Origin of the sequence: Natronorubrum amylolyticum, assembly GCF_052040145.1 — an archaeon.
In the GTDB taxonomy this organism is placed as follows: domain Archaea; phylum Halobacteriota; class Halobacteria; order Halobacteriales; family Natrialbaceae; genus Natronorubrum.
In genome coordinates this window covers 209,598-226,597 of the sequence record NZ_JBPPFW010000005.1, presented here as the reverse complement: position 1 = coordinate 226,597, position 17,000 = coordinate 209,598, and the positions used below count along the sequence as shown (strand labels likewise).

General features: G+C 64.5%; 18 protein-coding genes. 8 read left to right on the top strand and 10 right to left on the bottom strand.

What is annotated here, in order from left to right:
• Window positions 1-115: 115 nt before the first annotated feature.
• Window positions 116-1,114 carry an ornithine cyclodeaminase family protein gene (locus ACSFDB_RS18925; protein ID WP_440772462.1) on the top strand — a complete coding sequence of 333 codons (999 nt, stop codon included), beginning with the start codon at window positions 116-118 and terminating at the stop codon, window positions 1,112-1,114.
• Between the two features lie 18 nt (window positions 1,115-1,132).
• Here ACSFDB_RS18925 and ACSFDB_RS18920 read toward each other — a convergent pair whose 3' ends face one another.
• From ACSFDB_RS18920 to ACSFDB_RS18895, 6 genes are all read right to left on the bottom strand, one after another.
• On the bottom strand, window positions 1,133-1,957 hold the full coding sequence (locus ACSFDB_RS18920; protein WP_440772461.1) for a YqjF family protein: 825 nt from the start codon (window positions 1,955-1,957) through the stop codon (window positions 1,133-1,135).
• A 103-nt stretch (window positions 1,958-2,060) separates the two neighbouring features.
• Window positions 2,061-4,718: a leucine--tRNA ligase gene (leuS, locus tag ACSFDB_RS18915; RefSeq protein ID WP_440772460.1), complete on the bottom strand. Its 2,658-nt coding sequence runs from the start codon at window positions 4,716-4,718 to the stop codon at window positions 2,061-2,063.
• Window positions 4,719-4,877: 159 nt separating this feature from the next.
• Window positions 4,878-5,297 carry an Hsp20/alpha crystallin family protein gene (locus ACSFDB_RS18910; RefSeq protein ID WP_440772459.1) on the bottom strand — a complete coding sequence of 140 codons (420 nt, stop codon included), beginning with the start codon at window positions 5,295-5,297 and terminating at the stop codon, window positions 4,878-4,880.
• 82 nt (window positions 5,298-5,379) lie between these two features.
• A complete protein-coding gene (locus ACSFDB_RS18905) occupies window positions 5,380-5,838 on the bottom strand; it encodes a peroxiredoxin (RefSeq protein ID WP_440772458.1) in 459 nt (152 codons plus the stop codon).
• Between the two features lie 139 nt (window positions 5,839-5,977).
• Window positions 5,978-6,790: a prephenate dehydratase gene (gene pheA, locus ACSFDB_RS18900; protein ID WP_440772457.1), complete on the bottom strand. Its 813-nt coding sequence runs from the start codon at window positions 6,788-6,790 to the stop codon at window positions 5,978-5,980.
• Window positions 6,791-6,859: 69 nt separating this feature from the next.
• Window positions 6,860-7,225, bottom strand: a complete 366-nt coding sequence (locus ACSFDB_RS18895) for a group I truncated hemoglobin (RefSeq protein WP_440772456.1) — start codon at window positions 7,223-7,225, stop codon at window positions 6,860-6,862.
• Window positions 7,226-7,430: 205 nt separating this feature from the next.
• On the opposite strand from ACSFDB_RS18895, the gene hemC reads away from it, so the two are divergent.
• The 5 genes from hemC (at window position 7,431) to recJ (ending at window position 12,208) form a co-directional block, all read left to right on the top strand.
• A complete protein-coding gene (hemC, locus tag ACSFDB_RS18890; protein ID WP_440772455.1) occupies window positions 7,431-8,576 on the top strand; it encodes a hydroxymethylbilane synthase in 1,146 nt (381 codons plus the stop codon).
• Window positions 8,577-9,404 (top strand): uroporphyrinogen-III C-methyltransferase, encoded by an 828-nt coding sequence (gene cobA / locus ACSFDB_RS18885; protein ID WP_440772454.1) that lies wholly within the window; start codon window positions 8,577-8,579, stop codon window positions 9,402-9,404. It begins immediately after the preceding gene.
• Between the two features lie 12 nt (window positions 9,405-9,416).
• Window positions 9,417-10,169, top strand: a complete 753-nt coding sequence (locus ACSFDB_RS18880; protein WP_440772453.1) for a uroporphyrinogen-III synthase — start codon at window positions 9,417-9,419, stop codon at window positions 10,167-10,169.
• A gap of 116 nt (window positions 10,170-10,285) precedes the next feature.
• The gene (locus tag ACSFDB_RS18875) at window positions 10,286-10,645 is read left to right on the top strand and encodes a hypothetical protein (protein WP_440772452.1); all 360 of its coding nucleotides are present in this window, start codon (window positions 10,286-10,288) and stop codon (window positions 10,643-10,645) included.
• A 45-nt stretch (window positions 10,646-10,690) separates the two neighbouring features.
• Entirely contained in the window at window positions 10,691-12,208 is a 1,518-nt protein-coding gene (gene recJ / locus ACSFDB_RS18870; protein ID WP_440772451.1) for a RecJ family nuclease, read from the top strand.
• Between the two features lie 17 nt (window positions 12,209-12,225).
• Here the strand turns inward: recJ and ACSFDB_RS18865 are convergent, their stop codons facing one another.
• Together ACSFDB_RS18865 and ACSFDB_RS18860 are read right to left on the bottom strand one after the other, a co-directional pair.
• Window positions 12,226-12,981, bottom strand: a complete 756-nt coding sequence (locus tag ACSFDB_RS18865) for a PHP-associated domain-containing protein (protein WP_440772450.1) — start codon at window positions 12,979-12,981, stop codon at window positions 12,226-12,228.
• A 788-nt stretch (window positions 12,982-13,769) separates the two neighbouring features.
• Entirely contained in the window at window positions 13,770-14,159 is a 390-nt protein-coding gene (locus ACSFDB_RS18860; RefSeq protein WP_440772449.1) for a hypothetical protein, read from the bottom strand.
• A 196-nt stretch (window positions 14,160-14,355) separates the two neighbouring features.
• On the opposite strand from ACSFDB_RS18860, the gene ACSFDB_RS18855 reads away from it, so the two are divergent.
• Together ACSFDB_RS18855 and ACSFDB_RS18850 are read left to right on the top strand one after the other, a co-directional pair.
• The gene (locus tag ACSFDB_RS18855; protein WP_440772448.1) at window positions 14,356-14,673 is read left to right on the top strand and encodes a DUF5783 family protein; all 318 of its coding nucleotides are present in this window, start codon (window positions 14,356-14,358) and stop codon (window positions 14,671-14,673) included.
• Between the two features lie 83 nt (window positions 14,674-14,756).
• A complete protein-coding gene (locus ACSFDB_RS18850) occupies window positions 14,757-15,125 on the top strand; it encodes a NifU family protein (RefSeq protein WP_440772447.1) in 369 nt (122 codons plus the stop codon).
• Window positions 15,126-15,305: 180 nt separating this feature from the next.
• Here ACSFDB_RS18850 and ACSFDB_RS18845 read toward each other — a convergent pair whose 3' ends face one another.
• The gene (locus tag ACSFDB_RS18845; RefSeq protein ID WP_440772446.1) at window positions 15,306-16,211 is read right to left on the bottom strand and encodes a ketopantoate reductase family protein; all 906 of its coding nucleotides are present in this window, start codon (window positions 16,209-16,211) and stop codon (window positions 15,306-15,308) included.
• A 37-nt stretch (window positions 16,212-16,248) separates the two neighbouring features.
• Window positions 16,249-16,548, bottom strand: a complete 300-nt coding sequence (locus tag ACSFDB_RS18840; protein ID WP_440772445.1) for a TFIIB-type zinc ribbon-containing protein — start codon at window positions 16,546-16,548, stop codon at window positions 16,249-16,251.
• Between the last annotated feature and the right edge of the window lie 452 nt (window positions 16,549-17,000).

Genomic DNA, 17,000 nt, shown 5'->3' with positions numbered 1-17,000 from the left:
CGAGTTGTCCGAGTAACAAGTCCGGTGGAAACTCGCCGTGTGTCGGTACTGAAACTGCGACTGCGTCGGCCTGTCAATTCGAACCTACTAAGACGGTGCCGCAATATTCGCCACTATGAACACGCTTCTCCTAGACAGCGGCGACGTCGACGACTACGCGAAACTCGGCGACGTCATCGATGCAGTCGAGCAAGCATTCGCCGCGTTCGAACGCGGAGACACGCAGATGCCCGCGAAGTCCTACATCGATCTCCCGCAATACAACGGCGACTTCCGGTCGATGCCGGCCTACCTCGAGACCGACGAGTGGGACGCCGCCGGCCTGAAGTGGGTCAACGTCCACCCGGACAACCCCGGAGACCACGACCTGCCCACCGTCCTGGGGACGATGATCTACTCCGACCCCGAGACCGCCTTCCCGAAGGCGATCATGGACGGCACGACGCTGACGATGAAACGCACCGGTGCCGCAGCGGCCGTCGCGACCGACTACCTCGCCGTCGACGACGCCTCGAGTCTCGGGCTCGTCGGCGCTGGCGTCCAGTCGTACACGCAACTCGAGGCGATCAGCGAGGTCCGATCGATCGAGGAGGTCGTCGTCTCGGACCCCGACGACGCGCGTGTCGATGCGTTCGTCGACGCCTACGACGATCGGTTCGATGTTCGCGCCGGCTCGATTACCGAGGCCGGCCACTGCGACATCCTCTCGACGGTAACCCCCGTCAAGGACCCCATCGTCAGCCCGGACGACGTCGGCGACCACACGCACATCAACGCGATCGGGGCCGACGCGGAAGGAAAACACGAACTGGCCGACGACCTCCTGCGGGCGGCCACGATCGTCATCGACGACCACGAGCAGTGCACTCACTCGGGCGAGATCAACGTCCCCTACCACGAAGGCACCCTGACCGACGCCGACATCCACGCCGAGATCGGCGAGGTCGTCGTCGGCTCGAAACCGGGCCGAACGGACGAGACGGGCGTCACCGTCTTCGATTCGACCGGGCTGGCCATCCAGGACGTCGCCGCGGCCCACGTCGTCTACGAGAACGCTCGAGCGGCGGACGACGGCCAGCCGTTCGATCTCGTCGGCGTCGGCGACGCGAACTGAAATCGCGTCCGCGTCGGACTATCGTCGATCGCGGAGTCGCCGGGGAATCGATCCCGTCATCCGGAGTTCGTCGCAGTAGTAGACGACGGGGTCGCCCGTCGGCGCCGGCAGGTCGTTCGCCACGAACATCGTATTCTCGTCGATCGTAACGGTCGCCGGCTGCAAGGGCCACGGGTCGTGTGCGATTTCGCCCGACAGGACGCCCCGGTTCTCCTCGGCGGCGTAGAACCGTCGCCGCTCGACGAGCCAGTGCGCCAGTGTCCCCGGCTCCGGGGTGAAGACGTCGCCGTCGGGCTGATACGTCGCGGAGAACCGCGCTGTGGACTGATCGTCGTCGAACCGCGGTCGAGCACCGACGGCGGTCTGGCTCCGCGTGCTCGAGAACGCGACGCCCTCGTCGTTGGCACCGACTCGCATGTGGGCGTGGTAGACCGGCAGCCGGGTCGTTCGGCCGACGGTCGCGGCGACCAACGGGCTTCCGACGTCGATACTGAAGAAGAACAGGCCGGGATCGCCGCGGTGGCGAACGTACGTCCGGGCGTTGAGTTCGGCGACCGCCGTTCGGGCGATGGGCGGCGATCCGCGGATACCGGCATTCGTGAGCACGAACGGCAAAACGCTGAGCCAGGCGTCGCCGTCGTACGTCTCGAGCGTCAACTCGTCGGGTACGTGCGAGCGAAGCGCGTCGGGATCGACGGGCCAGTTGAGAAACGATCCGTCGCGCCACGTCATCGACGCGACGTGTGGCGCGGCCGGCGACGATCCGTCGGCGAACGTCCATCGGAACGGGTCGGTTCGTGTCCGTCGTCGTGTCCGCGTCCGTTGCTGTCTGTGTTGTGTCATCCTCGAGAATCAGCGCGAGGGCTGTACGTCACGGTACGGCGGGAAACGATATAAAGTAGACAGTCGCCTGTCAGAAGTGGTGGTGGTTCGACACCGACCGCGGTTAGTCCTCGATCTCGATCGCCGGCCGACCGGGTTCGGCGTTTGTGAGCACGCTGTCGTCGGCCTCCTCGGCGTGGACGACCGACACCGTCGCGTCGAACTCGCGTTCGATCAGCCACGCGGCGGACTCGAGGGCCGCGTGCTCGTCCTCGGGACCGAGCGTCATCGAGAGCGCCTCGCGTTCGGCCTGCAGGTCCTGTCCGTAGCTGGCGGCGGCGTCACCCTGCTCGCGGATGTGTGATTCCTGCATGAGCTCGCCGATCAGGTTGTCGGCGTCGCTCTCGATCGCGATCTCGAGGGCGTCGTACGTCCAGTCGGGCGCGACGACGACGTCGATCGCCTCGGGGTCCTCGATGCCGGCCACCTCGACGATGTCGCGGATGTCCTCGCGGGTGTTCTGGACCAGCCGTCGGCGCTTGGCGACGTAGTCGCGGTCGACCTGCGCGGTCGGCCACTCGGCGTCGACGACGAACCCGTCGTACCCCAGTTCGTCCCACAGCTCTTCGGCGAGGTGGGGAGCGACCGGCGCGAGCAGGCGAACGACGGCCGACAGTCCGCGTTCGTAGGTTTCGGCGTGGGGCTCGGCGTAGTCGGCGTACTGCCGGAGCGTCCGCGTCAGATCCTGCGTCTCGCGCAGCGCTCGGTTGAACGTTAGCTCGTCGTACTCGCCGCTGGCGATGGCGATCGTCGCGTCGATCTCCGCGTCGACGTAGCTGGCGATGGCGTCGTCCTCGCCCTGGGGATCGTCCGACACGTAGCCATCCACCATCTCCTGCAGTCGACTCAGGAACGCGTACGTCGACCGAACGCCCTCCTCGCTCCAGTCGAAGTCGCGTTCGGGCTGGGCGGCCTGCATCACGAACAGGCGGGCCGTATCGGCGCCGTACTCCTCGACGATCCGCTGGGGCGAGACCGTGTTCCCCTTCGACTTGGACATCTTCTCGCCTTCGAGTTGGACCATCCCCTGGGCCAGCAGGTTCGTGAATGGTTCGCGGTGCTCGAGCCCCTCGTGATCCGCCAGCACCTTCGTGAAGAACCGGGAGTAGAGCAGGTGCATCACGGCGTGTTCGATGCCGCCGACGTACTGATCGACGGGCATCCAGTCGTTTGCTCGCTCGAGGTCGAAGGGGGCGTCCTCGAGGCCGGGCGAGACGTAGCGCAGGAAGTACCACGAGGAGTCGACGAACGTGTCCATCGTGTCCGTCTCGCGAGTGGCGTCGCCGCCGCAGTCGGGACAGGTCGTCTGCTTCCACTCCTCGGCGGCGTCAAGCGGATTTCCGGTGGTGTTGATGAATTCGGGTAACTCGACCGGGAGATCCTCGTCGGGAACCATAACCGGACCGCAGTCCTCGCAGTGAATCACCGGAATCGGGGTCCCCCAGTAGCGCTGCCGGGAGATTCCCCAGTCGCGAAGCTGGTACTGGGTGGACTCCGCGGCGCTCTCGATATCGGCGGTCAGCCGTTCGCGAGCCGTCTCGCTCTCGAGACCGGAGTACTCGCCCGAGTTCACGAGGATACCGTCGTCGGTGAACGCTTCCTCGCTGACGTCCGGCGCGTCGGGGACGGTCTCGCCGTCCCAGTCGTCCGGCTTCGGCGCGATGACGGGTACGATCTCCTCGTCCATCTTCGTCGCGAAGGCGTGGTCGCGCTCGTCGTGGCCCGGGACGGCCATCAGCGCGCCCGTCCCGACGTCCGAGAGGACGAAGTCGGCGACGTAGACGGGAATCTCCTCGCCCGTGACGGGGTTCGTCGCGGTCAGATCGGTCGCGACGCCGTTCGGTTCGTCGCCTTCGGGATCCGCTTCGTGTTCGATGAAGTGGCGAACGTCCTCGTCCGCCTCGGCCAACTCCTCACTGATCGGGTGGTCCGGCGCGAGCGCGAAGAACGTCGCCCCGTGAATGGTGTCGACGCGGGTGGTGAAGGCCTCGACGGAGCCATGGCCTGCGACCTGAAATTCCAGTTCCGTCCCGAACTGCCGCCCGATCCAGTTGCGCTGCATCTGGCGCACCGAGTTCGGCCAGCCCTCGAGGTCGTCGATATCCTCGAGCAACTCGTCTGCGTACTCGGTGATCCGCAGGAACCACTGCTCGAGTTCGCGCTGTTCGACCGGCGTGTCACAGCGCCAACAGAGTTCGGCCTCGCCCTCGACCTGCTCGTCGGCCAGCACGGTCTCGCAGTGGGGACACCAGTTGACCTCGGCATCGCGACGCTCGACGAGTCCTTCCTCGTGGAACCGCGAGAAGAGCCACTGGTTCCACTGGTAGTACTCCGGCGTGCAGGTGGCGATCTCGCGATCCCAGTCGTAGCCAAAGCCCATCGACTCCATCTGGTCGGTCATCGTGTCGATGCAGTCGAACGTCCAGTCTCGCGGATTGGTGTCGCGTTCCTTGGCCGCGTTCTCGGCGGGAAGACCGAAGGCGTCCCACCCCATCGGGTGGAGGACCTCGTCGCCCTGCATGCGTCGGAATCGCGCGTACGCGTCCGTAATCGTGTAGTTTCGGACGTGGCCCATGTGGAGTTTGCCCGACGGGTAGGGGTACATGCCGAGGACGTACGTCGGATCCTCGGCGTCGTCGGGCGTCCGATAGGCGTCTTCGTCGTCCCACGCCTCCTGCCAGCGCCGTTCGACCGCCGCGTGGTCGTATCCCGCGTCGCTCATTCTTATATACGTGTCCGGGCGTCGCCGCCCTATAGCTTTCGTCATGCTGTCCAAACGAATCGACGCTCGGACGAGGAATCGTCGTCTCGAGGCGTCAGTCGAAAGAGGCACCGGTCGAAAAAACGGTTGAAACGGACGATCGACGTATCCGAAGCTCCGTCACTCGATGTCGATCTCTTTCGACGTCTCGCCGCCGGTAACCTTCGGCAGTCGAACCGTCAGCACGCCGTTCTCGTAGCCGGCCGACACCTCCTCCTCCTCGACCGGTTCCGGAAGCCGAATGCGGCGGTTCGCCGACGTTCGCGTCCGTTCGCGCCGGAGGTAGCGCCCCTCCGCCGAGGCCTCCTCGTCCTCGCGGCTGGCCTCGAGGCGCAGCGTTCCCTCCGAGAGCGTCAGTTCGATGTCGTCGGTCTCGTAGCCGGGCAGATCGGCCGTGACGAGGTACTCCTCACCCGTGTCGACGACGTCGGCCGGGACCGATCCCGGCACCTGGAGACCGCCGCTGGTCATCCCCGATTCGACCTGCCGGCTGACGCGGTCGAGCATCTCCTCGATATCTTCGAACGGGTTCTTTCGCATACTCGCTGCTACGGGTTCAAGCAGGATAAATTCTGCCCGCGGTAGAAGGTCACAACCGACTACTCCGGCAGTGACACCAGTCCTACTCCGGCAGCGATACCAGTCCGTCCTCGAGCGCGTCTAACAGGACGTTACGCGCGTGGCCGTCCGGATCGACGCCGTCGTAGACCGCTTTCACCTCGTCGTCGGCGAGGAAGAAGGTTGTTCGCGTAGTGACGCCGCTATCCCGCAGTTCGACGCCGAAGGCGTCGGCAATCTCGGCGTCCGGATCGGCGAGCAGATCGAACTCGAGGCCCTCCTGTTGGCAGAAGGATTCGTGCGAGTCGACATCGTCCCGCGAGACGCCGTAGACCGTCACGCCGGCATCCTGATAGGTCTCGTGCTCGCGCTGGAACTGATTCGCTTCGATCGTACAGCCCGGCGTGTCGTCTTTCGGGTAGAAGTAGACGACCGTCGGTTCGTCGAACTCGAGGCTGACCTCCTCGCCGTCCTGGTTCGGTGCGGTCACGGTGGGGGCGTCGTCGCCTTCGTCGAGTGTCATATGCGTACTCCCGCGGGGATGCGGAAAACCGTTTGCGGTCCGACGAGGCTGACTGGTAGAGTCGCAGCAACGCCGCTTGACGAACGAAATTAAAGCAAATCGTTTCGAGACTGCCCTATTTCAGTTTCGAATCGCCGACCTACCCGACCACGTGCTCGGTGTCGTACGATCCCAGCCGCCGGACCCACCCCTTCTCCGCTAACTCCTCGAGATCCTCGATCGCCTCCTTCGTCCGGGACTCGTAGAGGCCGGCCTCGATGTCGACGTGGAAGACGTAGTCGCCCAGTCGCTGGCCGCTCGGGCGGGATTCAACCCGCGTGAGGTTGATGTCGCGGTTCGCAAAGGGCTGGAGTAACTCGAGCAACAGCCCCGGGTAGTTCGCGTTCGGGTAGACGACGAGCGAACTCTTGCCGCCGCCCTTCGAGCGCTCCTCGGCGGGCGCGAGCGCGAAGAAACGCGTCGCGTTCGAATCCTGATCCTGAATGTCCTCGGCGAGGACCTCGATGCCGTCGCCGCCGTTGTCCGGGTGGGCGATGCCCGCGATCGAGGGGTCGTCGCGGGCGAACTCGACGCTCTGGGCCGTGCTCGCGACGGCCTCGAGCGTGGCGTCGGGGTACTCGCGCTCGAGGTAGGAGCGACACTGGGCGAGCGCCTGCGAGTGGCTGGCGACGGTGTCGAACTCCGGCCCCTGTGCGAGGAGCGCGTGTTTGATGGGGGTGACGATCTCGCGGACGACGGCGACGTCGTACTCCGCGAGCGCGTCGAGGCTCTCCGTGACGGAGCCCTCGATGCTGTTTTCGATCGGAATGACGCCGCGGTCGTACTCGCCGCCCGCGACGGCGTCAACGATCGCCGTCACCGACTGGCGGAAGTCGATTTCGTCGCCGTTCGCGACCGCCGTCGCCGCCCGGTGCGAGTAGGTTCCTTCGGGACCCAGCGTAACTGCAGCCATTGCGTGGTGATACCCGCGACGGGATGAAAAGACCTCGGGTCCGATAGCAGTCGACCGTCGGTTCGTGACTTAGGCCGTCGCCGTGACGATATCGTCTTCGTACTGGCCGACAGCCTCGAGGACCGCGTTCCGGTCGTCCGCCGGGATATCGAACTCCTCGAGGGTGGCCTCGAGGTGGGCGACGATAGCGTCGAAGTCGGGTTTCGTGATCTCTAGGTCGTCGTGTGCGGCCTCCATGTCCGCACCGGAGTAGTCGACGGGACCGCCCGCGACCGCGCTGATAAACTGAGTCTGGTGGGCGCGTTGTTTCTGCATATCGACGTCGTCGAAGTAGTGGGCAACCTGTTCGTCTGCAATCACGCGTTCGTAAAACCGGTCGACGACTGCCGCGATGGCGTCCTCGCCGCCGAGTCGGTCGTACAGAGTTTCGCTCATCCGGCCGGTCCTACGAATGGCGGGTGTATAAGTGTCCGTCCGAACGTGTTCCCACCGGAATTCCCGGAAGAGATATATCGTCGATATTAGTCAGATCTCGCCACGAGTGGTTCGTAACGGAGGTCCGTAGAGACATATAATCGGGTCGACCAGTCAGCGTCCGACAAGCGTGCGCTTTTCATACCCGAGGCGACGACTCATCTCTATGAGAACGCGCGGGACGCTTCGATTGGCGACACGGGGGTCCACACTCGCTCGGCGGCAGGCCTCGCTGGTACAGGAGGCATTGGAGGATCGGCGGTACGAGGTCGAACTCGTCACCGTCGAAACGACGGGCGACCAGATCAGAGACGAACTGATCCATCGACTGGGGAAGACCGGCGCGTTCGTCCGGGAACTCGACGAGCGCGTCCTCGAGGGCGACCTCGACGGCGCGATCCACTCGATGAAGGACATGCCCACAGAACAGCCCGAGGAGCTGGTGACCGCCGCGGTGCCGGAACGCGGAAAACCGGGCGATATCCTCGTCACGCCAGACGGCTCGACGCTCGAGGACCTGCCCGACGGCGCGACCGTCGGCACCTCGAGTCTCCGCCGTCGCGCGCAACTGCTCTCCGAGCGACCCGACCTTACCGTCGAGCCGCTGCGCGGGAACGTGGATACGCGCCTCGAGAAGCTGCTCGCGCCCGCGCTGCAGGCGGAACACGAGGAGCGGACGGAAGCTGACAAAGAGCGCAAGGGGAACACCGGGAACGACGACTTCGAACCCGAGTTCGACCAGCCCGTCGACGACTGGTTCGACGGCCTCTCCGAACTCGAACGACAGGCCCTCGGCCGCGAGGTCGAGACCGAGTTCGACGCCATCGTGCTGGCCCAGGCGGGCCTCGAGCGCAGCGGCTTCGCCCACTACGTCGACTACCGGAAGCTGCCGACGAACGCGTTCGTCCCCGCCCCGGGCCAGGGCGCGCTGGCGGTGACCGCGGTCGACGGCGAGACGGCCCGCGAGATCCAGTCGGTGATCGACCACCCGCGAAGCCGCGTCGAGACGACGGTCGAACGAACGATCCTCGCGGAACTCGGCGGCGGCTGTATCGCGCCGATCGGGATCTACGCGGTCGTCCAGGGCGAGTACGTCCACGCGAACGTCAGCGTCTTCGACCGCGACGGCGAGGAGTCGGTCGTCGCGGGCCGCGACCTGCCGATCGAGAGCCACGCCGAGGCTGCTCGCGAGTTCGCGCAGGATCTGGCCGACCGCGGCGCCGCGGAGCTGATCGAGCGAGCGCGCGAGGAAACCGACGACGAGGGCGACAAAGACGGCGTCTCCGAGGCGGACAAGCCGGAGGGGAAGTAGATGACGAACGCGAACACGTCGACTGATACCACCGAGTTCGAATCCATCGACGTCGACCCCGGCACCGTCTACCTCGTCGGCAGCGGTCCCGGCGACCCCGAACTCCTGACCGTCAAGGCCCACCGGCTGCTCGAGTCGGCCGACGTCGTCCTCCACGACAAGCTTCCGGGCCCGAAGATCATCGAGATGCTCCCCGAGGACCGCCGCAAGGACGTCGGCAAGCGCGCCGGCGGCGAGCGCACGCCCCAGTCCGAGATCAACGAGCGACTGGTCGAACTCGCCCGCGAAGGGAAGTCGATCGTTCGGCTCAAGGGCGGCGACTCGTTCGTCTTCGGCCGCGGCGGCGAGGAGGCCGAGTATCTCGCAGCCCACGACGTACCGTTCGAGGTCGTGCCCGGAGTCACGTCTGCCATCGCCGCGCCCGCGGTCGCCGGCGTCCCGGTCACCCACCGCGATCACGCCTCCTCCGTCTCGTTCGTCACGGGTCACGAGGACCCGACCAAGGAGGAATCCGCCGTCGACTGGGGCGCCCTCGCCGCAACCGGCGGCACCATCGTCGTCCTGATGGGCGTCGGTCGGCTTCCCGACTACACGACGGCCTTACTCGAGTCCGGCATGGACCCCGGGACGCCCGTCGCCCTCGTCGAACGCGGCACCTGGCCGGGCCAGCAGGTCGCGACGGGAACGCTCGAGACCATCGTCGACGCCCGCGACGAGGCCGATATTTCGCCACCCGCTGTGACGGTGATCGGCGACGTCGCCGGCAGTCGCGAGTCGGTGGTCGACTTTCTGCAAAACGACTACGGCGACGTCAGCGAGGACGACTGAGAGGGACCCACGATGAGCGAGATACCAGAGACCCCCGTCGTCGCCGTCTTCCGCCCCGACGACGAACGGATCGAAGATGCTGTCAGCCTGCTGGAGGACCTCGACGCCGACCCCGTAGCGGATCCGATGCTCGCCGTCGAACCGACCGACGCGACGCCCCGAACCGACGCCGAGTACGTCGTCTTCACTAGCAAGACGGGTGCGGAACTCGTCTCCGGGGCGGGCTGGGAACCCAGCGGCGAAACCGTCTGTGCGATCGGTCCCGCGACGGCCGACGCGCTCCGCGGGGAAGGGTACGCAGTCGACATCGTCCCCGAGGAGTTCACCTCGAGCGGACTCGTCGCCGCGCTAGCAAACGAGATCGACGGCGCGCGCGTCGAAGTCGCCCGCAGCGACCACGGTAGCCCGGTGTTGCTCGAGGGGCTCGAGGCCGCGGGCGCGTACGTCCACGAAACGGTCCTCTACCGACTGGTGCGACCCGAGGGGAGCGGCGAATCCGCCGCTCTCGCCGCCGCCGGCGACCTCGACGCCGTCTGCTTCACCTCGTCGCTGACCGTCGAACACTTCCTCGAGGCCGCGGCCGACCACGGACTCCGTTCGGAGACACTCGAGGGACTCGCCGAGGCCACCGTCGGCGTTATCGGCGCGCCCACGGCCGAAACCGCCGCCGCACACGGACTCGGCGTCGACGTAGTACCCGACGAGGCCACGTTCGAGGCGCTCGCGCGGGAGACGCTCGAAGCCGTTCGACGCGCTAACGAGTAACAGGCTAGTCACGCGATCGAAGCGATCAGACGGGCGCAGAGCGCGTGAGAGTCGCACACAACCAGCGCTGGCAAGGTCAACGTCTACCCTCGCGAACCCCCTTCTATCTACTATCAATGGCAGTAGAAACGTTCCGTAAGGGTAGCCTGGATCCGCCGAACTCCGTCGGGCTCCGAGCCGCGTTTCTCGTCCTCTGGGCGATCGACGCCATCGCAGCGACGCTGTTCTTTCTGGTTCCGTACGCGACCGAACTCAACCCAGTTACCGTCTTCTTCTACGGGTTGTTCGGCCTGCCCGGCGTCCTGCTCGCGGCGCTCTGTTACGCCGCCGCCGTCGTACTGATCGGTCACGTCCTCTCGGACCCGATGGACGTCCGCTTCGTCGGAGTCGTCGTCGTCCTGTACACCTTGTTCGCGGTCAACAACATCCTCCTACTCCTGTTCCGCGAACCGGTGGTCGAGATGCTCTTTCTCTGAGCCAGACCGCAACTTTATGACCGAAGCCGCACCAACGATACCTCCATGGCTGGGCCAGTACCCGAACTCGAGGATTGTGCGACTCGGTGTGCAACGCGGCTGTCCGACGCCGACCGCGTGCTGCTGGCCTCCCACATCGACGCCGACGGGCTGACCAGCGCCGCAATCGCCGCGAGCGCGCTCGAGCGGGCCAAGATCCCGTTCGAGACGGTATTCGAGAAACAGCTCGACGAGACTGCTATCGCCGATATCGCGGCGACTGACTACGAGACCGTACTCTTTACCGACTTCGGAAGCGGCCAGCTCGAGATCATCGGCGAACACGAAGAGAGGGGCGACTTCACGCCCGTCATCGCGGACCACCACCAGCCCGCCGACCGGGAGACCGAGTACCACCTCAATCCGCTCCTGTTCGGGATCAACGGCGCCTCCGAACTCTCGGGTGCGGGCGCGAGCTACGTGCTCGCGCGTGCGCTCGCGGAGGTTCAAAACGGAGAGTTGCGTTCGACTGAAGAGACGTCGGCAGACAGTGAATGGACGGACCCGCGATCCGACGGCGGGATCGTCACTGCGAGCGGGACCAGCGACGCCCGCACCGACAACCGCGATCTGGCCGCGCTGGCCGTCGTCGGGGCCGTCGGCGACATGCAGGCCTCGAGCGGCGAACTCCACGGTGCGAACGCCAAGATCGTCGAAGAGGGCGTCGAGGCCGGCGTCGTCGAAACCGGCACTGATCTCGCACTCTACGGGAAACAAACTCGCCCCCTCCCCAAGCTGTTCGAGTACGCCACCGACGTCCACATCCCCGGCATCTCCAACAGCGAGGGCGGTGCGCTTCGATTCCTCGACGGCCTCGACCTCGAGTTGAAACGGGACGGCGAGTGGCGCCGGTGGTCCGGTCTCTCGAACGACGAGAAACAGACCGTCGCCAGCGCACTCGTCCAACGGGCCGTCTCGAAAGGCGTTCCCGCGTCGAAGATCGACCAACTCGTCAGCACCGCCTACGTGTTGCCCGCCGAACCCGTCGGCACCGAACTCCGAGACGCCAGCGAGTTCTCGACGCTGCTCAACGCGACCGCTCGCTACGAACGCGCCGACGTCGGCCTCGGCGTCTGTCTCGGGGATCGGGGTGACGCACTCGAGCGGGCCCGAAAACTCCTCCGGGACCACCGACGAAACCTCTCGAACGGAATCGACCTCGTCACGCGCGAGGGCGTCACGCACGAGGACCACCTCCAGTGGTTCGACGCGGGCGACGAGATCCGCGAGACCATCGTCGGCATCGTCGCCGGGATGGCGATGGGGAACGAGAGGATCAGCCGATCGAAGCCGATCCTCGCGTTCGCGGAGAAAAACGAGGACGAGGTGAAAGTTTCCTCCCGCGGGACCCACAATCTGGTCCGCCAGGGACTCGACCTCTCGGTCGTCATGGGCGAGGGCTCTCGAGCCGTCGGCGGCGACGGCGGTGGACACGACGTTGCCGCCGGTGCGACGGTGCCGAAAGGCGAAGAACAGACGTTTATCGAGCGGGCCGACGAGATCGTCGGCGAGCAACTCTCCTGAACGGCGCGTCGCGATCGTTAGCTCGATCGATCCATCGATGCCGGCACCGTCGGCACCAGCGGCGCGCGTTTGGTCAACAGATACGTCGACTTGCGGACCGCCCCCTTGGCGTACTGGACCGTGCTCTTATGGATCGGCGTGCGCTTGCCGCGGATCTGTGTTCGGCCCTCGAGGATGGCGTCGACGAGTTCATCGCCATCGATATCCGCCTTGGTCGGGTTTTCGGCGTCGGGCGTGACGAGGATTTCCGTGTAGGCCTTGCCGACGTTGGGGAGGTAGTGGGCGTCGCTCGCGCCGATCTCCGGATAGTCGCGACGGCGCGCGAACGTGCGAGCGCGACGGTTTCGATAGCCCGTAAAGACCATCGAGTTGTAGGTCTCGATCGCGTCGGCGTCCTCGATTCGCCGTTTGCGGACGCCGTGACGACTGCGCTGGAAGGGGTGGGGGACGATTGCGATTCCGCCGAGTTCACGAACGGTTTCGACGGTTTCCATGAACGGTTGACCGGGGTCGGGTCGCTGTTCGACACCGATCGCCAACAGGTGGCCGTGACGAGTCGAGACCTCGACACCGGGGATGCCGATCAGGCCGTACTCCGGCGCGAGTTCGGCGGCCCGAATCGACTCGCTGATCTCGTCGTGATCGGTGATAACGACCCCGTCGAGTCCGATATCGGCCGCCTGCTCGAGGATGAGTTCGATCGGTTCGTGCCCGTCGTACGAGTCGTCCGAGTGGACGTGGAAGTCGATAGCAAAGGGAATCTGAGATATCATAGGACCATCGGGTGGCTTCCGTGCCTACCCATTCGCAGACGAGGGCATAAGCGCTCCGCTGGATATCTTCTCGACGGATCGGCGCGATTCAATATCGCACTATGAGGTATATCGTACGATTACTCGGCAGTTCGATCGACGGATAACGGAAAAGCGGTTCGGACGAGTCGGAGCGTCGAACGCGTCCACTCCGCCCGAGAGACTACACACTCGACTCGAGCACCAAACATCGAACGCTGGCGTTCGAGATGATCGACGCAGCTCGGGTCGGTGAGAGTCGATTACAGCGATTGGGGTTCGATCCAGTCTAAACGCTGCTCTACCGACGTACCGGATGAGACATCTCGGGAAAACGAATTGTACAACGAGAGTACCCGATCCGAAACGAGAAGGATCACCGTGCGCTCGAGAACCAGAATCAGCGGGAGTCAATAGTGGGATCGATCTGCTACCGTGGCATGACTGAGAACAGAAGTCACGCGAGTTCCTGAGATCCACCCGCTGATAATCCTCATGCCAGTTCAGCAAACGCCTCCCGAACCGGCGGTGGACGGGGCAGCTACATCGAAATCTGCTGTGCCGAAATCCGACAGTCACGATGCCGGTCGAAAGAGAGACAGCAGAGCGCGTTTGCTGGTGTGTGCCGGCGATCTGGAACTACCCGCGACTCGACTCACAAACGGACAACAGCAGCCTCCCTACGGGACCCGCAGATCGTAGAGAGAAGCGATATATCGCATTTCGCGATATCGAATCGGCTATCGCCCCGCCGACCGGGTAGTAGGCGCTTACTTCGTCGGCAACTGCCCGTCCGGAACGACGTCCGAGAACCGAACCCGGTTGAGGACATCCTGTATCTCGATTGGCCCGTTCAGTTCGCCGACGGATTCGTGGATGTGGTGCATACATTGAAGCACGCCCTCGACGGCTGCTCGGCGAGTCGAGACGCGGCCGATCGACTCGGCGATCGTCTGATCACCGAGCGAGTACTGGTATTGGAGTTCCCAGCATCGACTGAGTCCGAGTCCGGGATGAGACCGATTAGCCGCCGTTCGATCCGCGACGAGCTCGATCGGCGGCTGTCTGTGACGATACGCGAACTGGCCGTCAGAGAACATCACGGCTCCCCATCCCGGTGGCAGCTTTTCGCGTGGAATGGGGGGGTTATCCGGGGACATGTGCCTCGTGAGGAGCGTCGAAGGAGTGTTGGTTCCGCTTGCGCACGCATCCTCCGTATGTAGGACACCCCTACCGAGTTAGCTGGTTGTCACGTTCTGAGAACGAGTCCCGTGGCGTAGAAATCAACCGCTCGAATCACGGCGCGACTGCCGACCGATCGTCCGACTTTTGTCTCCGCTCGCCTTCGGTTCGCGTATGGCCGACTTCGATCCCGAGAAATTCGAAGACAAGTACGCGAACTACTTTCCCGAACTCCAGCAAGCGTACAAGAACGCGTTCAACCGAATGAACGACAACTACGACTCCGAACTCGTTCACGCGATCGACCAGCAGGTGTTGAACGAGAGCGAACCGTTCTACGAGGGTGAGGGGGAGTTCCGCATCGAACTGCCCGACAACCCTCACGGACGACTGTCGGGCGTCCTCGTCGAGGAAGAGCGATTCGAGCAGGTTCTCGAGAAACACGTCGAGGAGATCGAAACCGAACTCGAGCGCGTTTTCGGATTCGCCTGATCGACCAGCCAGAACTGATAACGTGTTCCCAGACGAACATAGATGACGGAAGGTTTAGGGGGTCTCGTACCCAAGCGCATCGTATGAGTACCGAGACCCAGAACGACGGGGACGACCTCGAGGACCGCGTCGCGAACTTCCTGCGTCGGAACTTCCCGCAGATTCAGATGCACGGTGGTAGTGCGGCAATCCAAGACCTCGACCGCGAGACCGGCGAGGTCACCATCGCGCTCGGTGGCGCCTGCAGTGGCTGTGGCATCTCGCCGATGACGATTCAAGCGATCAAGAGCCGAATGGTCAAGGAGATTCCCGAAATCGAGAAGGTCAACGCCCACACCGGCATGGAAGGCGAAGCCGACATGGGCGGCGGTGGCGGCATGAGTCCATCGTTCCCCGGCGAAACCGTCGATGACGACGGCGACGCCGACGAAGGTCCCGAAGCCCCGTTCTAAGTTCTCGAACGTTCGATTCGTTTGTTTTCGACTGAGGTCACAATCACTGAGCCGCCGGTACGGCCGCGAGCTACTTTTGAAACCAACGACGGCGGACATCGTGGTCGAACAGCGCAAACGCTCGCCGTCGGTCGATCACTATCGATTTCGTATCGTCACATGCAGTGTACGGGTGGTCGATTAGCGAAGCCCGCGTCCTCGCTCCCACGTCCGAATCAGCGCCGTCAGAAGGCGGTTCGTCGGTGTCTCGAGCCCCAGTTCAGACCCTCGGTCGACGACGAAGCCGTTGATCGCGTCGATCTCGGTGCGTCGCTCGGCGAGGATATCCTGGTGCATCGAGGAGGTGTTGGCCGCGGTATCGGCGGCGACGGACTCCATCGCGTCGATAGCCACACGATTCGACAGCTCCACGTCATCTGCGCGGGCGACGCGGGCCACCTCGCGTGCGGCCACGCGCGAAACGTCGTTCGCCTCGCGCTCGAGTACGGCGCCGTTTTTAGTTCTGGTCAGCGCTGTCACGGCGTTGATTCCGGCATTGACCGCGAGTTTCTCCCACAGGCGACGGGGCATGTCGTCGGCGACGGTGGTCTCGAGGCCGGCCGCCGAGAACAGGTCGCCGATCCGGGTGGCTCGCTCCGATGAACCCCCGTCTCGTGCACCGAGGACGACGTCGCCGATGCCGGTACACTCGATCACGCCCGGTTCTCGCAGGAGGGCACCGTAGGAGACCGTTCCGGCGAGGACGGGTGACTCGAGCGCGGTTGCGAGTACCTCCTCGTTTCCCATCCCGTTCTGGAGGGAGAGGACGGTGTCGTACGACCTAGTCGCGAGGGTTTCGGCGGCTGCTGCCGTGTCGAACGATTTGACCGTGACGATCGCGAGGTCGGCCGAGCGGTTGCGACCGTCGGTCGTCGCACGGGGAGTGGTCGTCGCCTCGAGTTCGCCGACGACCTCGAGACCCGTCTCGCGAACGGCGCGTACGTGGGGGTCGCGTCCGACGAGCGTGACGTCGTGTCGTGACTCGCGCGCGAGGACCCCACCGACGAGACTGCCGAGGCTGCCGGCTCCGAAGACCACGATCTTCATATCGGAGGATGGGGCCACCGCGATAAAAACGGTTGTCCTAATCCTCGGTCCAGTAGTAGAGGTTCTCGCGTTCGGTCCCACAGGAGGGACAGCTCTCCGGCAACTCCTGGTCGAGTTCGTCCATTTCGCCACACTCGAGACAGCGCCACATCAGGTGTGCTTCACCGAACTCGTGGCCCGACCGAACGTGGTCTACGCTCAGCCCCTCGAAGCCGTCGCGGAGGGTGACGTAGAAGCCATCCTCGTCGAAACCCCGAATGTGGCCGACCTGTTCGCCGTCCTCGGTGTAGAGTGTGGTTCCGAAGCCGAGTCGCGGGGGATCTTGCTCTGTGGCCATGTCGATAGCTCACGCTTCGAAGCGGTATAAAGCCGTCACGGTGTTCAGATCGGCTGACTAACGCGGTTGTGGGACTCTCTCCGAAACGTGGGCGAGTAGGTGATAAATGAATAGCCGCGATACCAAATGCGCAACATCAGCGGTGACGGCTCCGACTTCCGCCGACCCCATGTCAGAGTACCACACGGTAATAGAAAACAATATACAGCCCCCGTGCAGATACTCGGACCATGATAGATCGTCGCACCACTGGGGGACCCACCGGTGCGTTCCCAGTCAACCCACACCGTTTCGTACCGCCCGGGAACGAACCTCGATGGGTGACTGGTGATAGAAAGGCCGACAACGGGCGAGTCAAAGTGGCGGCTATGTGCCCTCCATCGGCGCTTGCGGAGCGACGACGCCGTCGCAGTTCGATCGCCGGTTCACCGCTCTGCCGTCCCGTAAACGGC